General features: G+C 66.1%; 17 protein-coding genes. 6 read left to right on the forward strand and 11 right to left on the reverse strand.

Annotated features, from left to right (window positions below):
* Positions 1 to 647: 647 nt before the first annotated feature.
* From IU450_RS04810 to IU450_RS04820, 3 genes are all read left to right on the forward strand, one after another.
* A complete protein-coding gene (locus IU450_RS04810; protein ID WP_181723245.1) occupies positions 648 to 857 on the forward strand; it encodes a hypothetical protein in 210 nt (69 codons plus the stop codon).
* Between the two features lie 71 nt (positions 858 to 928).
* Positions 929 to 1,462 (forward strand): hypothetical protein, encoded by a 534-nt coding sequence (locus tag IU450_RS04815; RefSeq protein WP_195148485.1) that lies wholly within the window; start codon positions 929 to 931, stop codon positions 1,460 to 1,462.
* Between the two features lie 51 nt (positions 1,463 to 1,513).
* On the forward strand, positions 1,514 to 2,608 hold the full coding sequence (locus IU450_RS04820) for a hypothetical protein (RefSeq protein WP_195148486.1): 1,095 nt from the start codon (positions 1,514 to 1,516) through the stop codon (positions 2,606 to 2,608).
* On the opposite strand, the gene IU450_RS04825 is transcribed toward IU450_RS04820, so the two are convergent.
* A complete protein-coding gene (locus tag IU450_RS04825; RefSeq protein WP_195148487.1) occupies positions 2,582 to 3,373 on the reverse strand; it encodes a hypothetical protein in 792 nt (263 codons plus the stop codon). The genes IU450_RS04820 and IU450_RS04825 overlap by 27 nt on opposite strands.
* A gap of 347 nt (positions 3,374 to 3,720) precedes the next feature.
* The gene (locus IU450_RS04830; protein ID WP_195148488.1) at positions 3,721 to 4,395 is read right to left on the reverse strand and encodes a hypothetical protein; all 675 of its coding nucleotides are present in this window, start codon (positions 4,393 to 4,395) and stop codon (positions 3,721 to 3,723) included.
* Positions 4,396 to 4,867: 472 nt separating this feature from the next.
* Between IU450_RS04830 and IU450_RS04835 the strand changes: the two genes are divergently transcribed.
* Positions 4,868 to 5,506 carry a hypothetical protein gene (locus tag IU450_RS04835; protein WP_195148489.1) on the forward strand — a complete coding sequence of 213 codons (639 nt, stop codon included), beginning with the start codon at positions 4,868 to 4,870 and terminating at the stop codon, positions 5,504 to 5,506.
* Between the two features lie 150 nt (positions 5,507 to 5,656).
* Here the strand turns inward: IU450_RS04835 and IU450_RS04840 are convergent, their stop codons facing one another.
* From IU450_RS04840 to IU450_RS04875, 8 genes are all read right to left on the reverse strand, one after another.
* The gene (locus IU450_RS04840) at positions 5,657 to 5,926 is read right to left on the reverse strand and encodes a hypothetical protein (RefSeq protein ID WP_195148490.1); all 270 of its coding nucleotides are present in this window, start codon (positions 5,924 to 5,926) and stop codon (positions 5,657 to 5,659) included.
* Positions 5,927 to 6,526: 600 nt separating this feature from the next.
* Positions 6,527 to 6,994, reverse strand: a complete 468-nt coding sequence (locus tag IU450_RS04845; RefSeq protein ID WP_195148491.1) for a TrmO family methyltransferase domain-containing protein — start codon at positions 6,992 to 6,994, stop codon at positions 6,527 to 6,529.
* A 130-nt stretch (positions 6,995 to 7,124) separates the two neighbouring features.
* A complete protein-coding gene (locus IU450_RS04850) occupies positions 7,125 to 8,426 on the reverse strand; it encodes a cytochrome P450 (protein ID WP_195148492.1) in 1,302 nt (433 codons plus the stop codon).
* 456 nt (positions 8,427 to 8,882) lie between these two features.
* Positions 8,883 to 9,608, reverse strand: coding sequence for a maleylpyruvate isomerase family mycothiol-dependent enzyme (locus IU450_RS04855; protein WP_195148493.1), 726 nt, complete (start codon positions 9,606 to 9,608; stop codon positions 8,883 to 8,885).
* Between the two features lie 66 nt (positions 9,609 to 9,674).
* The gene (locus IU450_RS04860; RefSeq protein ID WP_195148494.1) at positions 9,675 to 10,067 is read right to left on the reverse strand and encodes a RidA family protein; all 393 of its coding nucleotides are present in this window, start codon (positions 10,065 to 10,067) and stop codon (positions 9,675 to 9,677) included.
* Between the two features lie 190 nt (positions 10,068 to 10,257).
* The gene (locus IU450_RS04865; RefSeq protein ID WP_324197527.1) at positions 10,258 to 10,956 is read right to left on the reverse strand and encodes a DUF998 domain-containing protein; all 699 of its coding nucleotides are present in this window, start codon (positions 10,954 to 10,956) and stop codon (positions 10,258 to 10,260) included.
* Between the two features lie 218 nt (positions 10,957 to 11,174).
* On the reverse strand, positions 11,175 to 11,603 hold the full coding sequence (locus tag IU450_RS04870) for a very short patch repair endonuclease (protein ID WP_195148496.1): 429 nt from the start codon (positions 11,601 to 11,603) through the stop codon (positions 11,175 to 11,177).
* Positions 11,600 to 12,733: a DNA cytosine methyltransferase gene (locus IU450_RS04875; RefSeq protein ID WP_195148704.1), complete on the reverse strand. Its 1,134-nt coding sequence runs from the start codon at positions 12,731 to 12,733 to the stop codon at positions 11,600 to 11,602. The genes IU450_RS04870 and IU450_RS04875 overlap by 4 nt, the downstream gene beginning before the upstream one ends.
* 337 nt (positions 12,734 to 13,070) lie before the next feature.
* Here IU450_RS04875 and IU450_RS04880 point away from each other — a divergent pair, with 337 nt between their 5' ends.
* Together IU450_RS04880 and fadD32 are read left to right on the forward strand one after the other, a co-directional pair.
* Positions 13,071 to 14,321: a KasA/KasB family beta-ketoacyl-ACP synthase gene (locus IU450_RS04880; protein ID WP_195148497.1), complete on the forward strand. Its 1,251-nt coding sequence runs from the start codon at positions 13,071 to 13,073 to the stop codon at positions 14,319 to 14,321.
* A gap of 108 nt (positions 14,322 to 14,429) precedes the next feature.
* The gene (fadD32, locus tag IU450_RS04885) at positions 14,430 to 16,358 is read left to right on the forward strand and encodes a long-chain-fatty-acid--AMP ligase FadD32 (RefSeq protein WP_195148498.1); all 1,929 of its coding nucleotides are present in this window, start codon (positions 14,430 to 14,432) and stop codon (positions 16,356 to 16,358) included.
* On the opposite strand, the gene IU450_RS04890 is transcribed toward fadD32, so the two are convergent.
* Positions 16,355 to 16,633 carry a putative quinol monooxygenase gene (locus IU450_RS04890; RefSeq protein ID WP_195148499.1) on the reverse strand — a complete coding sequence of 93 codons (279 nt, stop codon included), beginning with the start codon at positions 16,631 to 16,633 and terminating at the stop codon, positions 16,355 to 16,357. The genes fadD32 and IU450_RS04890 overlap by 4 nt on opposite strands.
* Positions 16,634 to 16,834 lie beyond the last annotated feature (201 nt).

Here is a 16,834-nt window from a genome sequence, read left to right on the forward strand (position 1 = left end):
GGCGTGTATGTGATCTGCCCGCAGTGATCGACCCACCCGAGCTGGGACGCATAATCATGCGATCGTCGCACGTGGGGGCACTGACCATGCCTGCGCCGTTGGGCCGCGCTGTCAGAGACGCGATGCGGCGGCGTAGAGACGCGTTAGGGCCGATCGTGGCGCATCCTCGCTCGAACAGGTGGACGTATCTGATCAGGCCCGACCTTCCTGAGGACACGAAGCTTTTCGCGGAGCTGTTCCGGATCAACGTGTCGATTGTCCGGGAAGGTGGGACGGTCGCGTTGCCGTCGCCAACGGCGGAGTCCGGCGCGGTGCGGCGTTGGATCGAGACACCCCGTGACCGGTTCCGCCCGTCTGGAATGGTTGTGGTCGAGTGCATCCGGGCGTGTGGTGGTCGGGGTAGGCGTTGGGCGGTCGCTCATGTCTGACTGCACGGTTCCGCTGTCGCGGTGCCGATGGTGGAAGACAGCAGACGGCGCACCCAACGGGCAGCGTGGTTTCGTGACGCATGTCAGATGCCCGGACAGCCGACATTGCCTGCGCCTGGTCCCGTTGGTTGGCGGCAGGATCGGGGAGCACGACCGCAACATCGGCGGTGTCTGCCCGTGGATCGGGTTCCGGGTGGTTGATGACCGGAGGAAAGCGTGATGACTTCTCCTCTGCCGAACGATCCGGATGTGCATTTGTCGGTGTTCCTGCACGGTGCTCGGTTCGACTTCGCGGCCTGCCTCACTGCCGCTCTGATGTTCGTTCACGAGCATCGGGAACGGCACTATGTCGACGCCGTGAACGTGCTCCCTGATAGCGCTGAGGGCTGGCCCAGGCTGCCGTGTGAACGGCTGTATGTCGAGCGATGATGGTTCCTTGCCCGGTGACCGTGCACGCGCGACACTGACCTGTTCGGACCATGACGAGAAGCGAGGTAGACGTGGGGAATGACGAGCAGTTGACCATGGATCTCGGCGTACCCGTCGAGCGGACCGAATGGGGGAAATGGGTTGATCCGGCCCGCCGCAAGGCGCAAGCCCAGAAGTTCATGGACTACGCGGGCGTACGTGAGATTCCTTCGGAGCCGTGGCCGGAAGACTCGGCGGAGGTGAAACGGCTCAACCCCATTGTCGCGGAATTGTTCCCGGACATGGCTACCGCGATGGCTCCCGAGAACGCCGACATGGCCGACGCATTCATTTGCTTCATCGGCGAATGCTTCATCAAGTTCGCGGGGGCTGAATGGATCGAATACGAATGGCCCGGCAGAGAATACACGTTCTATGAAGGCATAAATCCCGCACTTCGGTTCGACACAGACGATGAAGATGAAATCACGGCATGGTACCTGTTGGACAGCATGATTGGATACAACCCCGAAGATCACGAAGGGATGTTCTCGGATATGGCCGCAGCCATCCGTGAATATGCGGGTTATCACGACGAGAAGCGTAGAGAAGATTCCAGCGCCTAACGTAGTCATTCACCTTCAGTCAACTGCTTCACGCCTCCGGGGGGCGCGGCAATGCCCGAGTACGACAGGGACCGCCATAACTACAACAACAATGAGCGTGGCAGGATATTTGAAAATGGCGCGGCTCAGTACTTTCGCGACCGTGAAAACGGATACGTTCAGCAGTCGCGAATTTTCAGGGTTCCGAATGTAGGTAATGTTAGGTTCGACAAGATCAGGGACGACCGAGGGCTGATCTTCACGATTGAAGAGAAGTCTGGGAGGGTGGAGAGTAAGAAGGATAAGAAGCAGCTGGAGGTTGTTCGAGCGCTTCTCGAAAAGGGTGACATACAGCAACACGTACTCCGGACCGTCGAGGGCGAATATAGGTCGCCGGAAGTGCAGAAGCTTATAGATGGTTTGGTCCGCGACTTCAAGGAAAAGTTCACGCATCAGGTCATCCCTCGGCATGTTGCCCGCGAGATTTGGGCGATCGGACTGCAAAGGGAAACGGGTAAACAGCTCGAATTGCCCGGTGTCCGCGAGAAGGCGGGGCAGGAAAAGGCTCAGGAGCTACAGAAGCGGCGGGATAAAATCGCGTTGCTGGCGCGAGCGCGTGCGCGAGCCGAAAAATTCGGGAAGATGCTGCGGTTCCGGGAAGGTGCCACGCGTGGCAGGGCGGATGCCCCGCAGAAGATCGAACGTGATCGGCAAGCGCGAGAAGAGGCCGAGCGAGTCAGGCAAGCACGCGGAACCGATGAGCGTGCACGGATTGAACGTGAGGCCGCTGAACGGGTGGCACTGGAATTCCCGGTGCCTGAACAGTTCCAGGAACGGGAAGCCGCCGACACCGGGGAACAGGTGGCCCGAGATGCGGCCGCCGCTGCCAGCCTGGAGCGCGCAGCAGCGGACGCCCGCACGGCGGAGGAGAAAGCTCGCGAAGAAGCCCGCCAGGCCCGCGAGGCAGACGACAAGGAACGCGCGGAAGAACTGGCACGACTGCAAGCCCGGGGAGTGCCTCCAGAAGTCGTGAAGCTTCTCGGGCTCGGGCAGGCGCAGCCACCGTCAGCGGCGGTGCGGGAGCACCTTGGTCATGCGCCGGGCCTTGTGCGCGGCGGTACCGGGCAGGGGCAAGAACGCTCACGCGGAATATCGCGCGAGCCATAGCCGACTCCCGCCGCTGCTCGCAGTCACGCCGGGGAATGGGTGCAACTGATTTTCGCTCAGGAGCCAACGTTCACCGAGGTAGATCAGACGCCGACCTCCGCGTGCCTCGAACAGTTCCAACGCTTCGGACGCCATCGGATCACCCCATCCGGGAGGGCGGCACAGCAACAGCACCGAGTCGCCATCCCAGCTCTGCTTCGAACTCATCGAGACCACCGACTGGATACCAAGCGTCGCGTTGACCCTCCGCCCCCGGAAACGAAGCATTCGGTACCTTGTGCGGCGGCTCGGAATCAACGGCCCGCGTATGCACCGCACACCGACCTCGGCAAGCAGCCTCGCCCAGTAGCCCCGCGCCCAGCTCGAAAACCGTCCGCGATTTGCTGCATGTTTCACCCAGTCGAGCGTCTCCGGTGACGGGATCGCGTAGGCGTAAGGTGCTCTACAAGATCGTTTGAACGAAGCCCAGCCGGACGCTGCCGGTCGCGCTTCCGCCATTGACGACCCGCCGTTGCCCATCTGCTCCGACGGCAGGCCCCACGATGTCCCAGCACGGATTCCCCGAGGCCGACTCACCCCGGTCATGTAGTAGACAAACCTCAGGTCGAACGCTGCGTCCGTCTCTGCATTGCTCGTCCCTGACAGCATCGGTGCCGTGTCCAGGTACTCGGCCACTCTCGGATACTCAGCTTTCAGCCGAGACTCGTCTCCGAGCAGTTCGGCCAGTTCCGTTCGACGCTCCGGCGTCAGCGCGAGACCAGTCATGAACCCGATTCTCCGTGCGCTTGCGTTGCGCGAGTTGTTGCCGAATTTCGCCATACAGGATCAAGAGCGCCTGCGGCGCCGCTGACGCGGCGCCGCCGCGCTTCGACGCGCAACGCTCGCTCGAAAGGGCCCCGCTCGCGGCGCGTCGGCGCGTCGGCTCCGCGTCTGCGACGTGGCAGGACGACCGGTGACCCTGTCTGGCTGCTTTCTCAACAACCGAGCAGTGCTGGGCACGCCGGGAGCCGTACCCGACTTGCCTCCCGGGGCCGCACACGCCTCTGGCCGGTCCCAGCCCAGCCGACCGGCCGTGGTCACCACGGATCGCCCAGTGCTCGAGGCAGCTTCAGTCAGAGTGGCGAGATGCCGCGTCCGAAGCGCCTGGGAATGCCGGCATCGTCTGGGGACGGCACTGTGTACTGGATCGGAGGACGCTTGGCGAAAACCTCAGGGTCCTCATTCTTCAGAGAGGCCATCACCTTCTCCTGAACCAGCTTGATCTGCACATCCAAGTAGTTGACCCAGCATCGAGCGAGATCCCTCAATCCGAGTGCCAGCTCGACGCCGAGTGGCAGCCCCCTGATAGTCAGCCAGCCGACAGCCGCGGACGGGTCGGTCTGCCCCTCCTCCGCATGAAACAACCCGCCGACCATCACTGCCTCAAATGGGCTTACCGAATGGGCGACATGCTTGTCTCGCATGTCGCAGACGAATTTGTGCATCTTGCGGGCAGCCCCGGGCTCACTCTGGGGCAGTTGGTCCAGTGCAGAGACCTCGAGTTTCCCGCGAACCCCGCTGCCGAAGCATCGCGCGTACGCAATCACCGCTGCCGAAAAGAGCGCCTGTCGATGGACCCAGGGCTCGTCGTCCCCATCTTCCCTCGTCAGCTCGGCCAACTGGTCGAATGCCTCGGCGACGAACTTCATATCCTCCAAAATGCCCACGAAGTTGTAGAGCTCATCAACCTGCGGCACATCCTCGATGTTCACGAGCGTGTTCCAAGACTGCTCCGACGTGTTGCTCACGCGAACACTCCATTCTGGGATGACACCGATGCAACCACCGTGAAGGCACCTCACTGGGACACCCAAATTGGCATCACCCGGACGATGACTTGGCCACAACGATAGCGATAGGGACCGACACGTCCCATCTCTATCGGGACCAGGCTGCTGTCGGTTCAAGCTGTGCGGCCGCTGGCCGCGTGGCCCTGCTGACTGGTGGCCTGCATTGTGTTCCCGCGCCACTCCAGCGTCAAGAGCGCCTATCGGCGTCTGCTTCGCTGATGGCATGCGACACTCTTGACCCTGGAGCCTCTACGCGCGAAGGGGCAGGCCCTTACGGGGCAGGCGGTGAGCCAGCCCCCGGTATGTGCAGCCCACCACCCAGCAGGGGTCAGCGCAAGTCGTGGCAGCGGATCACCCAAATAGGCGCTGTCATTGGTGCTCCCGCGACAAACGGACAGACGGCGTCGCGCCCACGCGATAGTCTTGCCCGATGGAGCGGGAGTCATTCGACCTGGTAAACGGACGTTTTCACGTCGACGGATACCCGGATGCTGTGAAACTCGCACAGCTGGATGGAAGCAACCGCCGAGCGATGCAAGCTGCCGCGCTGGCAAGCCATGTCCAGGACCTCGAATTTGCTCATTCAGCTGTAGCGCGCCTGATCCAGTTCCCTGACGATCCCCCGATCGTGCGCGAATCGCTCTGGCGGGCGGCCATCGTGGCGTACTGGAAGGCATTCGACCCATCATCCAAGCGTTTCAGACGCCCGCTCAAACCCGAGGACATCTACGCGGCTGGCCTACCTCGAGACAACTTTGAGCACTTCAAGAAACTTCGGCATCAAGTTGTCGCGCACAACGACGGCACCTTCGATGCCCATTCTGTCGGGGCCGTGATCGGACCCAGCGAGGAGCGGAAAGTCGAGCGGGTTCTACTGATCGATGCGACGATCCTGCATCTGAACGAGGGAGGCGTGAACAACCTCCGGCTGCTCATCGAGCATGCACACAAGTGGGCAGCGGAGAGGCTGGATCGGTGCTGCGACCAGTTGGCCGACCAACTGCGGACACAGCCATACGAATCGCTACTAGCCCTCCCGGACGCCGCGATCACGCCGCCTCGAATCTGATTGCCGCTGACGAAGAGCGTCCGCAGTTCGTCCGCAGCGCGGCCCGCAGCCACCAAGTCCAGCCAACGCTGCCAGTACTTGAAGGCGCAGGTGGAGGCACTTAGCCGACATCTGCCAACGCTCGCAAACGTCCAGCAGACAGTTCGAGCTCTACTCCGACACCCGGCGAACGACCAGCATGTCGTCGGAGTAGTTGAACCTTCCTACGCCCTCGATCAGAGTTCCGTCCGACCGATGCCACTGACCTTCGAAGTAGTGGGCAGTCAGGAACTCGTCAGGATTGCCGGGCACGCTACCCTCACGACGCTGCGGTATATGCTGCCCGACACTGCCGACCTTCATCCAGATGTCGTCCGAGTCAGGCGCCTTGATGACGTCGCCTTCGATGATGCTGGTTACGGGTACCTCTTCAGTCTCCATGGACTGAACCTACCGAGTACGACCGACAGCACGTGAGTCACTACACCCCAGGCTTTTTCGCGACCTTCGGCCGCGTGGCCCTGCTGACTGGTGGCCTGCATTGTGTTCCCGCGCCCCTCCACCGTCAAGTGCGCCTGCGGCGTCAGCTTCGCTGATGGCATTCGCCACCCTTGACCGCGGAGCCTCTACGCGCGAAGGGCAGGCCTTACCGGGCAGGCGGTGAGCCAGCCCCCGGTGTGCAGCCCACCACCCAGCAGGGCCATGCCGTTGTGACGATGCCACGAGAGTGACACAAGAGCCCCGTACACAGCCGGACAGCCGAGTACCGAACCGCTGAGACACGCGACTTCAACGGCCAGCCTGATACCTCTGAAATCAGTCCGAGGCTGCCTCCGGAGCAGATGGCCGCCGACGACACTTCTGACGACAACGGCGACGACATGAGCCACGAGCCGACGTCATCGCCAAGCAACCATCTCCTGTATCGCCCCGAGCCTGGAACCCCGCCTGTACCTACGGATCAGAAGGGTTAGGGGTTCGAATCCCTTCGGGCGCACCCAGGTAGAAGGCCCCTCCGGTACCGACGGAGGGGCCTTCTGGCTAGGAATAGTTGTCCAGCATCTCGGTGGACCACCGAGCTTGCCGAATCTCTCCCCGTGGACCGCACTGCGCAAACCATGGCTTGATGTCCAACACGGGTGTGCCGTCTACCGCGTCCAGCTCGGCTACGTGCAGGTCCAGCCCGTCCACTCGGAGCAGTCGAGCACGGGAGACCCCGAGCCAGTTGATGCGCGGCATGTTCCGATGCGCGAAGATGCCGACCTCCGGCCATGTTGGATTGTCTCGTGCACTGGAACCATCGAAACCCAGATCCGTCGGGTCGGTCAAGCGGAACCGGAACACGATCTCGAGATGGCTGAACTCCTCCAAGCCTTGCACCGACTTCACGGTGAACCGGCGATCATCGATACGGATGATCGCCTCGGTACCCCAGTGATCGTCTGTAGCTTCGCGGCGACCACCGATGACATGGGCAACGGGCGCTACCTCGAACACTTCGTCTGTCATACGACCTTGTCCTACTTCCCACTGGCGGCTAGGTACTCTGCTGCTTGCTCGTGAATCTCGCGTGAACCAGCCACGGGGTGGCCGAGTGTGGTGCCTCGGCCGAGATGGTTACGTCGCGTCCGGCATCGGCCTACCGGTTCGTACTTCTTCCGGCGGTCGCTTCCGTGATGGACAACGGAGGGGACGCGGGGAAGACGACCGGCAGCTCTGTCACAGCCCGGTGGAACGGGCCCGGCCGCCACACCAGCTGCTCGGGTGGCACAGCCAGTCGCATCTCCGGGAGGGCGTCGAGAAGCTGGTCGATGGCCTCCTGCACGATGAGGTAGGCCACGGACTTGGCCGGGCAGGCATGTGGTCCGGTGCTCCACGCCAGATGCGAGCGATTGCCGGTTCGATCCCCGCCACGGATCTCGGGGTCGTTGTTGCACCCGGCCAAGCTGATCAGCACCGGCTGATGCGCCGGCAACCAGGTGTTGTCGATCAGGATCGGCTGCCGTGGGTACGTCGCGCAGAAGTTGGCCAACGGCGGGTCGTTGAACAGCACCTCATCGAGCGCGTCACGCGTCGACATACTTCCACCGAGCATGTCGCCCCCGAACCGGTCGTCGGTCAGCATCAGCAAGAGGGTATTGGTGATCAGATTCTGCTGCGGCTCGATACCCGCACCGTAGAAGCTGATCAGTTGGGAGAGCATTTCCGTGTCATCCAGGCCGGCGGGATGATGCGCGAGCCGCGAGGTGACGTCGTCCGCGGGCTCCGCGCGTCGCAACTGAATCAACTCCATCAGCGCCTCGCTGAGCGTCTGCATGCCGCGGGCAGCCTCGACAGTGTCGAACAGCGCGGCCATGCCGGTCGCGACCCGCCGCCCCAGTTCCGTCGAGCAGCCGACCATCTGGTTGAGTGCCTCGAAGACGAGCGGAAACGCGTACTGCGACACCAGGTCGGCCGAACCGGCCGTAGCGAAGTCGTTGATCAGCGGGATCGCGATCTTCTCGACCGTGGCATGTAGAGCGTGCAGATCGATCCCGTCGATGCTCGCGGTATACGTCTGTCGATAGCGAGCATGTGCTGCTCCGGTGTTGCGCAACGCGTTCGGATGCCACTCCATCATCGGCTTGATGGGGGAGTCGTCGGGGATGCTCTGCTGCCAGGTCCGCGGATCGGCCGGAAAACGGTCGGGGTCGTTGAGGATGCGCTGTGCGGTGCGGTATCCGATCACCAAGGTCGCAGGCACATTCGGTGCCAACTCCATCGGAACGAGCGAGCCGTGCTGCCGGCGCATCTGGCGGTAGCCGCTGTGCGGATCAGCGGCGAACTTCCGGCTACGCAGACAGACTTGGGGCGTGTCGGTATTGATCGGCGACCCCTGGACAGGGCAGGTTCGGGAAGCGGTGGTGTGGGCCGCGGGTATCGAGGAGTTTGCTGTGGTCATAGATGCGACTCCAGGCGAGGGAACAGGAATCCGGCGAGGGTGATCGGTGAGCCGCCGGCACGTGGGTGGGTCATGCGCGCCGACTTCTCCGTGCCTTCGTTGCAAACATCACGCTAGTGGGCCCGGGCGGCCGAACCTACTGTCGGAAACGACATATTTGGTACTGAAACCGACATGATTGGTGACGCCGCTCCCGGCTGGCGCTGATGATCGCCCACCGATCGAGCTTCGCCGAGCAACTGTCGGGCCGCGTCTCGCCTCCGCGTTGCCCGGCGATTCCGGGCTGGATAGCCCTCATTCGGATTCGGCTCCGGGCCGGATGGCCCCATGCGGGATTCAGCGAATCTGCGCCCGTGCCCGGTGACGCTGTCCGAGAGCCGTGGTCTTGACCGGCGCGAGTGGTCACTACGGAGTGGTCTTCTCGGCCGACGCCGCGGCGGTGTTCCCCTGGTTGGGTTACTTCCAGGCCGGAAGGGGCGGCAGGTCGCCGGTGAGATCGGCGCCCGTGCTGCGGCCGAGTAGCCAGGCGGCGAGGGAGGAGGCCGCGCCGGAGATGATCTGGGTGGTGGGGGCCGTTCCGATGGTGGCGGTGAAGTCGGAGTCCGTGGCTCGGAGGGTGAACGGCTCGACGGGATTGTCGGCGGTGAGACGGGTGAGGTCGGCGGTGGCCTGGGGGAGGATGCGGGCGACGAAGGGGGTGGGCCAATCGGACGGGTGATAGCCCGCGTTCAGGTCGACGTGGTGAATCTCGACCTCCTGCAAGCGCATCCACAGGACTTCGGTCGCTGGGATCGGGCGGCCCTGGCGGGTGCGGACCTGTGCTCGCCAGGCGTCGTCGGTGAGTGAGCGGGCCAGGGCGAGGAAGCGGGTGGTGGCCGCCTCATTGTCGGCGAGGTGTTCGGGGAACGGGCGGCGCGCGCCGGCTTCGATGTCGTGGTCGCGCAGGAAAGGGCTGGCGTATTGCGGGATTTCGACGCCGGTGTGTGCCCACAGCAGCAGGTTGACCAGGCTGTCGGCGTTGCGGGCCAGGTGGGCCAGGACGTGGCCGCGGGTCCAGCCGGGCAGTGCGGAGGGTTCGCTGACGGCGTGCTCGTCGAGGCCGCGGATGGTGTCGAGCAGCCGGGTGGTCGCCTCGGCGACGGTGTCGAGCTGAACGGGGGTCTGCGCGGCGGCGGTGGTCACGGTTTCGACCCTAGCGAGCGAGGACCCGGCTCGCCGCGAACGACGGGCCGGGTTCGCGAACCTCGCCTACCCGCCGACGATCGCGTCGGCTTCGATCTCGACCAGCAGGGCCGGGGTGATCAGGGCCTTGATCTCGTACATGGCCGTCGCGGGACGGATTTCGCCGAACACCTCGGCGTGCGCCTCGGCGACCTCGGGCCAGCGCGCGATATCGGTGACGAAGATGCGGGTGCGCACCACGTCGGCCAGGCTCGCGCCCGCCTCCTCCAGCGCGGAGCCGATGCGCCGCAGGGTTTCCCTGGTCTGCTCGCCGATGTCGTCGCCGCCGACGGCCGTGCCACCGGGCGCCGAGGCGGTCGTTCCGCTGACCGCTATGACATTGCCGAGCCGGACCGCCCGCGAGTAGCCGACGATGTCTTCGAACTCCGAACCCGAGGAGATGTTCACGCGATCACTCATGCGCGAAAGCATCGCACGGGCGCCGGCGCGGCCACGTGGCGGACAGCCGGTCGCCGCAGGCCCGTTGGGCGGGGAGGTGCGAGGGCGACCCGGCGTGGCCCTGCCAGCGCGCCGAGTTCACCGCCGTTGGTGCTCAGGGCGACCGGTCGGCGTACACAGCACGGTGGTACTGCCGTTTGCGCGTGGCCGACTAGCTCGGTTCGGCCCGCTCGCGTCCCTCCACGACCACCGCCGCGGCCAGCGCGATCAGCCACAGCGACATCGCCCCCACCTGAATCCGCTGGGCGATCCCGAGGGCGTAGTTCCCTGGCAGGTTGTCGGCCACCAGCATCCACACCGTCGCCAGCGCACCGATCACCAAAACGACGAGACCGAATTCGCGTAGTACCCGCCAGCGCCGATAGCGGAACGCGGCGACGCTGAAGGCGGAGGCGGCGACCGCGATCGAGGTGACCGCCAGCGTGCTCGTCAGGGCGTGCGGCTGATGCAGCTGCGGGAACAGCTCGCGCGGGCCGCCACACCCGCTCTCGCCGGGGGTGCAGTCGCGCAGCGGTAGCAGGACGTCGGCGATGGTCGAGGCGCCGAAGCAGAACAGCGCGATCCAGCCGATCGTGGTCGCTCCGCGGCGCGGCAACACCAGAAGTCCGGCGATCGCGGCAGGTATGAGCAGCGCCCCCACGATCAGGTCCGCGGTCGCGAACACCTCCCGGTACGGCTTGCCCTGCGCGTCCAGTTCGCTGAGGAACGTGTCGACCGGGTCGAGGCCGATCGGCAGCACGAATTGGAGCACCCAGGACGAGTAGCAGAGCCCTGCGATCGCGATGGCCGCGGCGACCAGCACCGTTGCCGGTCGCACGGGCCGAACGGCGATCTCCTGGCCACCCGTCACGCCCCCATTGTGCTGGTTGCTAGAGCGCGCCGGACAGCGGCAGGCCGCACACGTCATTACCATCCGGGACACAGGGTCTTGTCAGCTTCGCCCGGCACGCTGGACGACAGCTGCAACTCGAGGAGGTCCCCATGCTCGGTTTCGCGACTGCCGCTGCCGGAATCGCGGTCATGACGGTGATGGTGGCGTCCGGCTACCTGGCCGCGCACGCCCCCCGCTCACTCGTGCGGGTTCGACACCGCTGACAGCGCCGCTTGGACGCGGTCGGCCGCGCTGACGGGATCCTCGTGCTCCCAGACGCGGACCACGTGCCACCCCGCCGCGATCAGCGCCGCGTCGGTGGCGCGGTCTCTGGCGACGTTGCCCGCCAGTTTGGCGGCCCACCATTCGGCGTTGTTCTTTGGATCGGTGGCGTGCTGCGGGCAGCGGTGCCAGAAACAGCCGTCCACGTAGACGGCGACCCGCCGCCGCGGAAACACCAGGTCGGCGCGTCGGCGCTGCCCGCGGATCGGTGCGCGGTCGACGAAATACCGCAGCCCGCGCCGATGCAGTTCCCGGCGCAGAGCGAGTTCGGGATCGGTTCCGGTGCGCCGTTGGCGCGCCATCCGCGCACTGGTGATCGCGTCGGTGAGGGGCCGCCGGTTCATGCCGCCCAGCCGCCCATCCGGTCCAGATGGCTCTCCACGTCGGCGAGGAAACCGGGCGGAAAACGCAGACTGCCCATGGTGGTGCGGCGCAGGAAACCGGCCGTCGCGCGGGCGGAGAGCAACTGCGCCTCGGTGAGGAAGTGGGTCAGGTCCTCGTACGGCTCGTGCACCGGCCACGTGGAGACCGGCACCCGATAGGCCGCACCGCCGTGCCCCCACGCGGCGACCGGCCACGGCGTGCCCGGCGCCAGCGGTTGATCGCCGGAGATCGGATCCAGCGGCGCGGCCAGCCGCGAGCCCACCCAGGCCGCCATCCGCACGCTCACCGCGTTGCCCACCAGCTTCCAGCGGTGGCCCTTCCGCACGCCCGGCACCTCCGTCGCGGGCGCAGTCCATCCCGCGTCGAAGCCCTGCAGGCGTTCGGCGTCGGCGATGCCGGGCGTGACGATCTCCCCCGACGGCAACCGCACCGCGGGCGGGCTGGCGATGCCGAGCGCGGAGCCGCCCTTCAGCGTCGGTACCGCGTTCACCGCCCAGCCGAGCCCGCGCACCCCCTCGGTCCAGTAGAAGCCGCATGGATCGATCTCGGGATCGCCGATCGTGCGGGGACCGGCGTCCTCGCCGAACAGCACCGCGCGCGGGTCCTCGGTGCGGGAAGCCAGCATCAGTACCCGCTGCCTGCGCTGGGGCAGGCCGAACGCGCGGGCGTCCACCACCCGGTAGGCCCAGGTGTAGCCGAGTTCGTCGAGTGCGCCGGTGATGTGCCGCATGGCCGCGCCGCGGCCCAGTTGCAGCATGAACGGCACGTTCTCGATCAGCAGCCAGCGCGGGCCGCGCTTGCGGCGCACGAGCCGGAACACCTCGTCGACCAGACCCGAGCGCGTGCCGGTGATGCCCGCGGTGCGCCCGGCCTGGGACAGGTCCTGGCACGGGAATCCGGCCGCGACCAGCTCCGTCCCCGCCGGGATCGCGCGCAACCGGGTGATGTCGGCGTGCAGCGGCACATCCGGGAAACGTGCGGCGAGCACGCCTTGGGCACCGGGCTCGATCTCGCACAGCAACTCGGTGTGCCAGCCGTGCCTGCCGAGGCCGAGCTCGAGCCCGCCGATCCCGGCGAACAGCCCGACCATCCGCGCGCCCGTCAACGACCTTCCCTTTCTCGCGTCCACACCGGCCGCCGCCCACGCGTCCCGTGCCCGGGGAGCAGGTTACTCGAGTCGTCGGGGCGATCCCCGAAGTACGCGACCATCGCCTCCGGCACCTGGTACGGTCCGCGTGTCACGCAGTGTGATCGGTGCGAATTCCCAATAATGCACAGGGGTGGTCGCACACGGACGTGATGACCGGCCGTTCCGCCTGCGCTCCAGTGCCATCCGTGCGGGCCGCCCACGATCCTGGTGGCGCGCCTGCGCGCATTGCTTTTGCTCGACGAAGTTCCAGAGCGACGCTAGGGAAAGTGAGCGAAACATGCAGATGCCTTCCACCAAAAACGGACAGTTCCCCTCTGTGGTGGTGACCAGCCTCGCGGCGACCACGTCCATCGCGGGTGACGTGGATTCCACGTGGAAGGGCCTGCTCAACGGCGACAGCGGCATCGACGTCCTGGAAGACGATTTCATCGACGAATTCGAGCTGCCGGTCCGTATCGGCGGGCACCTCAAGGTCCCGCCCGCCACGTATCTGGACGTGACGGAGGCCCGCAGGCTCTCGTACGTGGAGCAGCTGGCCCTCGTGCTCGGGCGTGAGGTCTGGCGCAACGCGGGCAGCCCCGAAGTGGACAAGCACCGTCTCGGGGTGGCCATCGGTACGGGGCTCGGCGGCGCGGAGGCGATGATCCACGCTCGGGACAAGCTGCGCAACGGGGGCTACCGCAAGGTGTCGCCCTACACCGTCCAGGCGGTGATGCCCAACGGCGCCGCGGCCTGCGTCGCGCTGGAACTCGGTGCGCGAGCCGGTGTGACGACGCCCGTCTCGGCGTGTTCCTCCGGTGCGGAGGCGATCGCCAACGCGTGGCGGATGATCGTCATGGGCGACGCCGACGTGGTGGTCACCGGCGGCGTGGAGGGTTCGATCCAGGCGCTCGCGATCGCGGCGTTCACCATGATGCGCGCCATGAGCACCCGCAACGACGCGCCGAAGTCCGCCTCGCGTCCGTTCGACGCCGACCGGGACGGGTTCGTCTTCGGCGAGGCGGGCGCGCTGATGGTGCTGGAGACCGAGGAGCACGCCAAGGCTCGCGGCGCGACCGTTCACGCCCGGCTGATGGGTGCGGGCATCACCTCCGACGGCTTCCACTTGGTCGCGCCGGACCCAGCGGGCGTCGGGGCCGCGCGCGCGATGACGCGGGCGATGCGGACGGCCGGTCTGGCCAAGGACGATGTCGCGCACGTCAACGCGCACGCGACCGCCACTCCGATCGGCGACACGGCGGAGGCCCGCGCGATCCGCGAGGCAGTGGGCGACCACGCGTCGGTCTACGCGCCCAAATCGGCCCTCGGTCATTCCATCGGGGCGGTCGGTGCGCTCGAATCGGTGCTCACGGTGCTCAGCGTGCGAGACGAAATCGTGCCGCCGACGCTGAATTTGGACACGCTGGATCCCGAGATCGATCTCGACGTGGTGCGCGGGAACGCCCGGCCCGGCCGTATCGACTACGCCCTGAACAACTCTTTCGGATTCGGCGGGCACAATGTGGCGCTCGCCTTCGGCCGGTACTGACCGCCAGGTGACCGGGACACCTGTTGGCCTTCCCGACGCTTCGTTATCGACCTGTGTTCGGTGTCATTGCACGGCCTGAGTGTCTGTGCGCTGGAAAAGGATAAGGCGATGATCGACGAAACCTTCGACGACTATTTGGACGATCAGGGCAATATCGAAATCCGCGGGGACAAGACCCTGATCGACTTCGTCGACAAGCACAGCGCGGAGAACGGCGACGGCCTCGCCTACCGCTTCATCGACTACTCCCGGGAACGGGACGGCGAATACCACGAACTCACCTGGCAGCAGTTCGGTGTGCGCCTGCGCGCGGTGGCGGCCCGGCTGCAACAGGTCACGCGGCCGGGCGACCGGGTGGCGATTCTCGCTCCGCAAGGGCTCGACTACGTCGTTTCGCTGTTCGCCGCGGTGTACGCGGGCAATATCGCGGTTCCGCTGTTCGATCCGGAGGAGCAGGGCCACACCGACCGCCTGCACGCGGTGCTGGGCGACTGCGCTCCCGCCGCGATCCTGACGGTGGGCTCCGCGGCGGGTGGCGTGCGGAAATTCTTCCGGCACCTGCCGCCGTCGCAGCGTCCGCGGATCATCGCGGTGGAGGCGATCCCGGACGGCGTCGGCGCGTCCTGGGTGCGCCCGGAGGTCAACATCGACAGCGTCGCCTACCTGCAGTACACCTCGGGATCCACGCGGACGCCCGCGGGCGTGGAGATCACCCATCGCGCGGTGGGCACGAATCTGCTGCAGATGATCGATGCCATCGGCGTCACCGAGAATTCGCGCGGGGTCACCTGGTTGCCGCTGTTCCACGACATGGGCCTGCTGTGCGTGATCCTGCCGACCGTCGGCGGCGGGTTCATCACGATCATGTCGCCGAGCGCGTTCGTACGCCGCCCCTATCGCTGGATCAAGGAACTGGCCGCGGCCTCCGACGGCGCGGGCACCTTCGCCGCCGCGCCGAACTTCGCGTTCGAGCACGCCGCGGCGCGCGGCAAGCCCAAACCCGGGGAGGAATTGGATCTCTCCAATGTGATCGGGCTGATCAACGGCAGTGAGCCGGTCTCGGTGTCGTCGATGAAGAAGTTCAACGAGGCGTTCGCGCCGTACGGGTTGCCGGAGACGGCGATCAAGCCCTGCTACGGCATGGCCGAGGCGACGGTGTTCGTCTCCGCCACCAGGGCCGAGGACAAGGCGAAGGTCGTCTATGTCGACCGGACCGAGTTGAACGCCGGACGGATGATCGAGGTGGACGCGGACGCCGACAACGCCATCGCGCAGGTGTCCTGCGGATATGTCGCGCGGTCGCAGTGGGCGGTGATCGTCGACCCGGAGCACGGCACCGAGCGCGGTGACGGCGAAGTCGGTGAGATCTGGCTGCACGGCGAGAACATGGGCATCGGGTACTGGGGGCGGCCGGAGGAGACCGAGGCCACCTTTCGCGCCAAGCTGACCGCTCGCCTGCCCGAGGGCAGTCACGCGGAGGGCACGCCGCAGGACGCCAACTGGATGCGCACCGGCGATTTCGGCGCGTATCTCGACGGTGAGCTGTACATCACCGGGCGGGTCAAGGATCTGGTCATCGTCGACGGTCGCAACCACTATCCGCAGGATCTGGAGTTCTCCGCTCAGGAATCCAGCACGGCGCTGCGCCCCGGCTTCGTCGCGGCGTTCTCGGTGCCTGCCAACGAACTGCCCGCGCTGGTCTTCGAGCAGGGCAACCACTCCGGCCTGACGTTCGACGCCGAGGACACCTCCGAGCAGTTGGTGATCGTCGCCGAGCGCAATACCGGCGCTGGCAAGCTCGAGTCGGAATCGATTGCCGACACGGTGCGGGCCGCGATCGCGCGGCGCCACGGAGTCATGGTCCGTGACGTGCTGTTGGTGCCCGCGGGTTCGATTCCGCGCACGTCCAGCGGCAAGATCGCCCGACGCGCGTGCCGGGCGGCCTATTCGGAGGGCACGCTGCGCGGCGGCCACCAGCAGCAGGCGTTCCCGGACGAGGCGCAGGACTGGGATTCCGAGACCGTGGTGATCGGCTAGAGCCGGATCTCCGTCTCACATTCGAATTCCCGGACGTCGGCGCCGACGATCTGGGCGTCGAGGTCGCCCGAGGTGCCCGTGCCGCGGAAGCGTTCCACCGCGGCACGGGTCCTCCAGCGCTCGTAGACGTTGACCCGATCGGGTTCGAGCAGGTCGGCGCCGAGCGTGAAGTCCAGGCAGTCTTCGGTGGCGCGGGCGAGCGCCATCACCTCCCGGCAGTGGTCGAGGTAGCGGTCGCGATCGGTGACGCGCAAATATCCGGCGACGATCAGCATGCGACGAAGTCTAGATCCGGCGGGCTTGACCTCGAGGTCGCTCGAGGTTGTTGTCTGGGTGCGTGAGTGCCGAACCCCTTGCCGCGCCCAGCGCCCTGTCCAGCACGGATGCGTCGCAGCGGCCGAAAAATCGGTTGGTCGACGCCCGCTGCGGTGCGACCCTGGAATGTCGGACCCCGATGCGAACATCACCGGAGGTCC

Origin of the sequence: Nocardia abscessus, assembly GCF_015477775.1 — a bacterium.
In the GTDB taxonomy this organism is placed as follows: domain Bacteria; phylum Actinomycetota; class Actinomycetes; order Mycobacteriales; family Mycobacteriaceae; genus Nocardia; species Nocardia abscessus_A.

Bases quoted from the DNA above. Each gene is read 5' to 3' on its own strand.
- IU450_RS04880 (WP_195148497.1), top strand. From the start codon at position 13,071: ATGCAGATGCCTTCCACCAAAAACGGACAGTTCCCCTCTGTGGTGGTG.
- IU450_RS04850 (WP_195148492.1), bottom strand. From the start codon at position 8,426: ATGACCACAGCAAACTCCTCGATACCCGCGGCCCACACCACCGCTTCC.
- IU450_RS04810 (WP_181723245.1), top strand. From the start codon at position 648: ATGACTTCTCCTCTGCCGAACGATCCGGATGTGCATTTGTCGGTGTTC.
- IU450_RS04845 (WP_195148491.1), bottom strand. From the start codon at position 6,994: ATGACAGACGAAGTGTTCGAGGTAGCGCCCGTTGCCCATGTCATCGGT.
- IU450_RS04875 (WP_195148704.1), bottom strand. From the start codon at position 12,733: ATGGTCGGGCTGTTCGCCGGGATCGGCGGGCTCGAGCTCGGCCTCGGC.
- IU450_RS04860 (WP_195148494.1), bottom strand. From the start codon at position 10,067: ATGAGTGATCGCGTGAACATCTCCTCGGGTTCGGAGTTCGAAGACATC.
- IU450_RS04870 (WP_195148496.1), bottom strand. From the start codon at position 11,603: ATGAACCGGCGGCCCCTCACCGACGCGATCACCAGTGCGCGGATGGCG.
- IU450_RS04820 (WP_195148486.1), top strand. From the start codon at position 1,514: ATGCCCGAGTACGACAGGGACCGCCATAACTACAACAACAATGAGCGT.
- IU450_RS04890 (WP_195148499.1), bottom strand. From the start codon at position 16,633: ATGCTGATCGTCGCCGGATATTTGCGCGTCACCGATCGCGACCGCTAC.
- IU450_RS04825 (WP_195148487.1), bottom strand. From the start codon at position 3,373: ATGACTGGTCTCGCGCTGACGCCGGAGCGTCGAACGGAACTGGCCGAA.
- fadD32 (WP_195148498.1), top strand. From the start codon at position 14,430: ATGATCGACGAAACCTTCGACGACTATTTGGACGATCAGGGCAATATC.
- IU450_RS04840 (WP_195148490.1), bottom strand. From the start codon at position 5,926: ATGGAGACTGAAGAGGTACCCGTAACCAGCATCATCGAAGGCGACGTC.
- IU450_RS04835 (WP_195148489.1), top strand. From the start codon at position 4,868: ATGGAGCGGGAGTCATTCGACCTGGTAAACGGACGTTTTCACGTCGAC.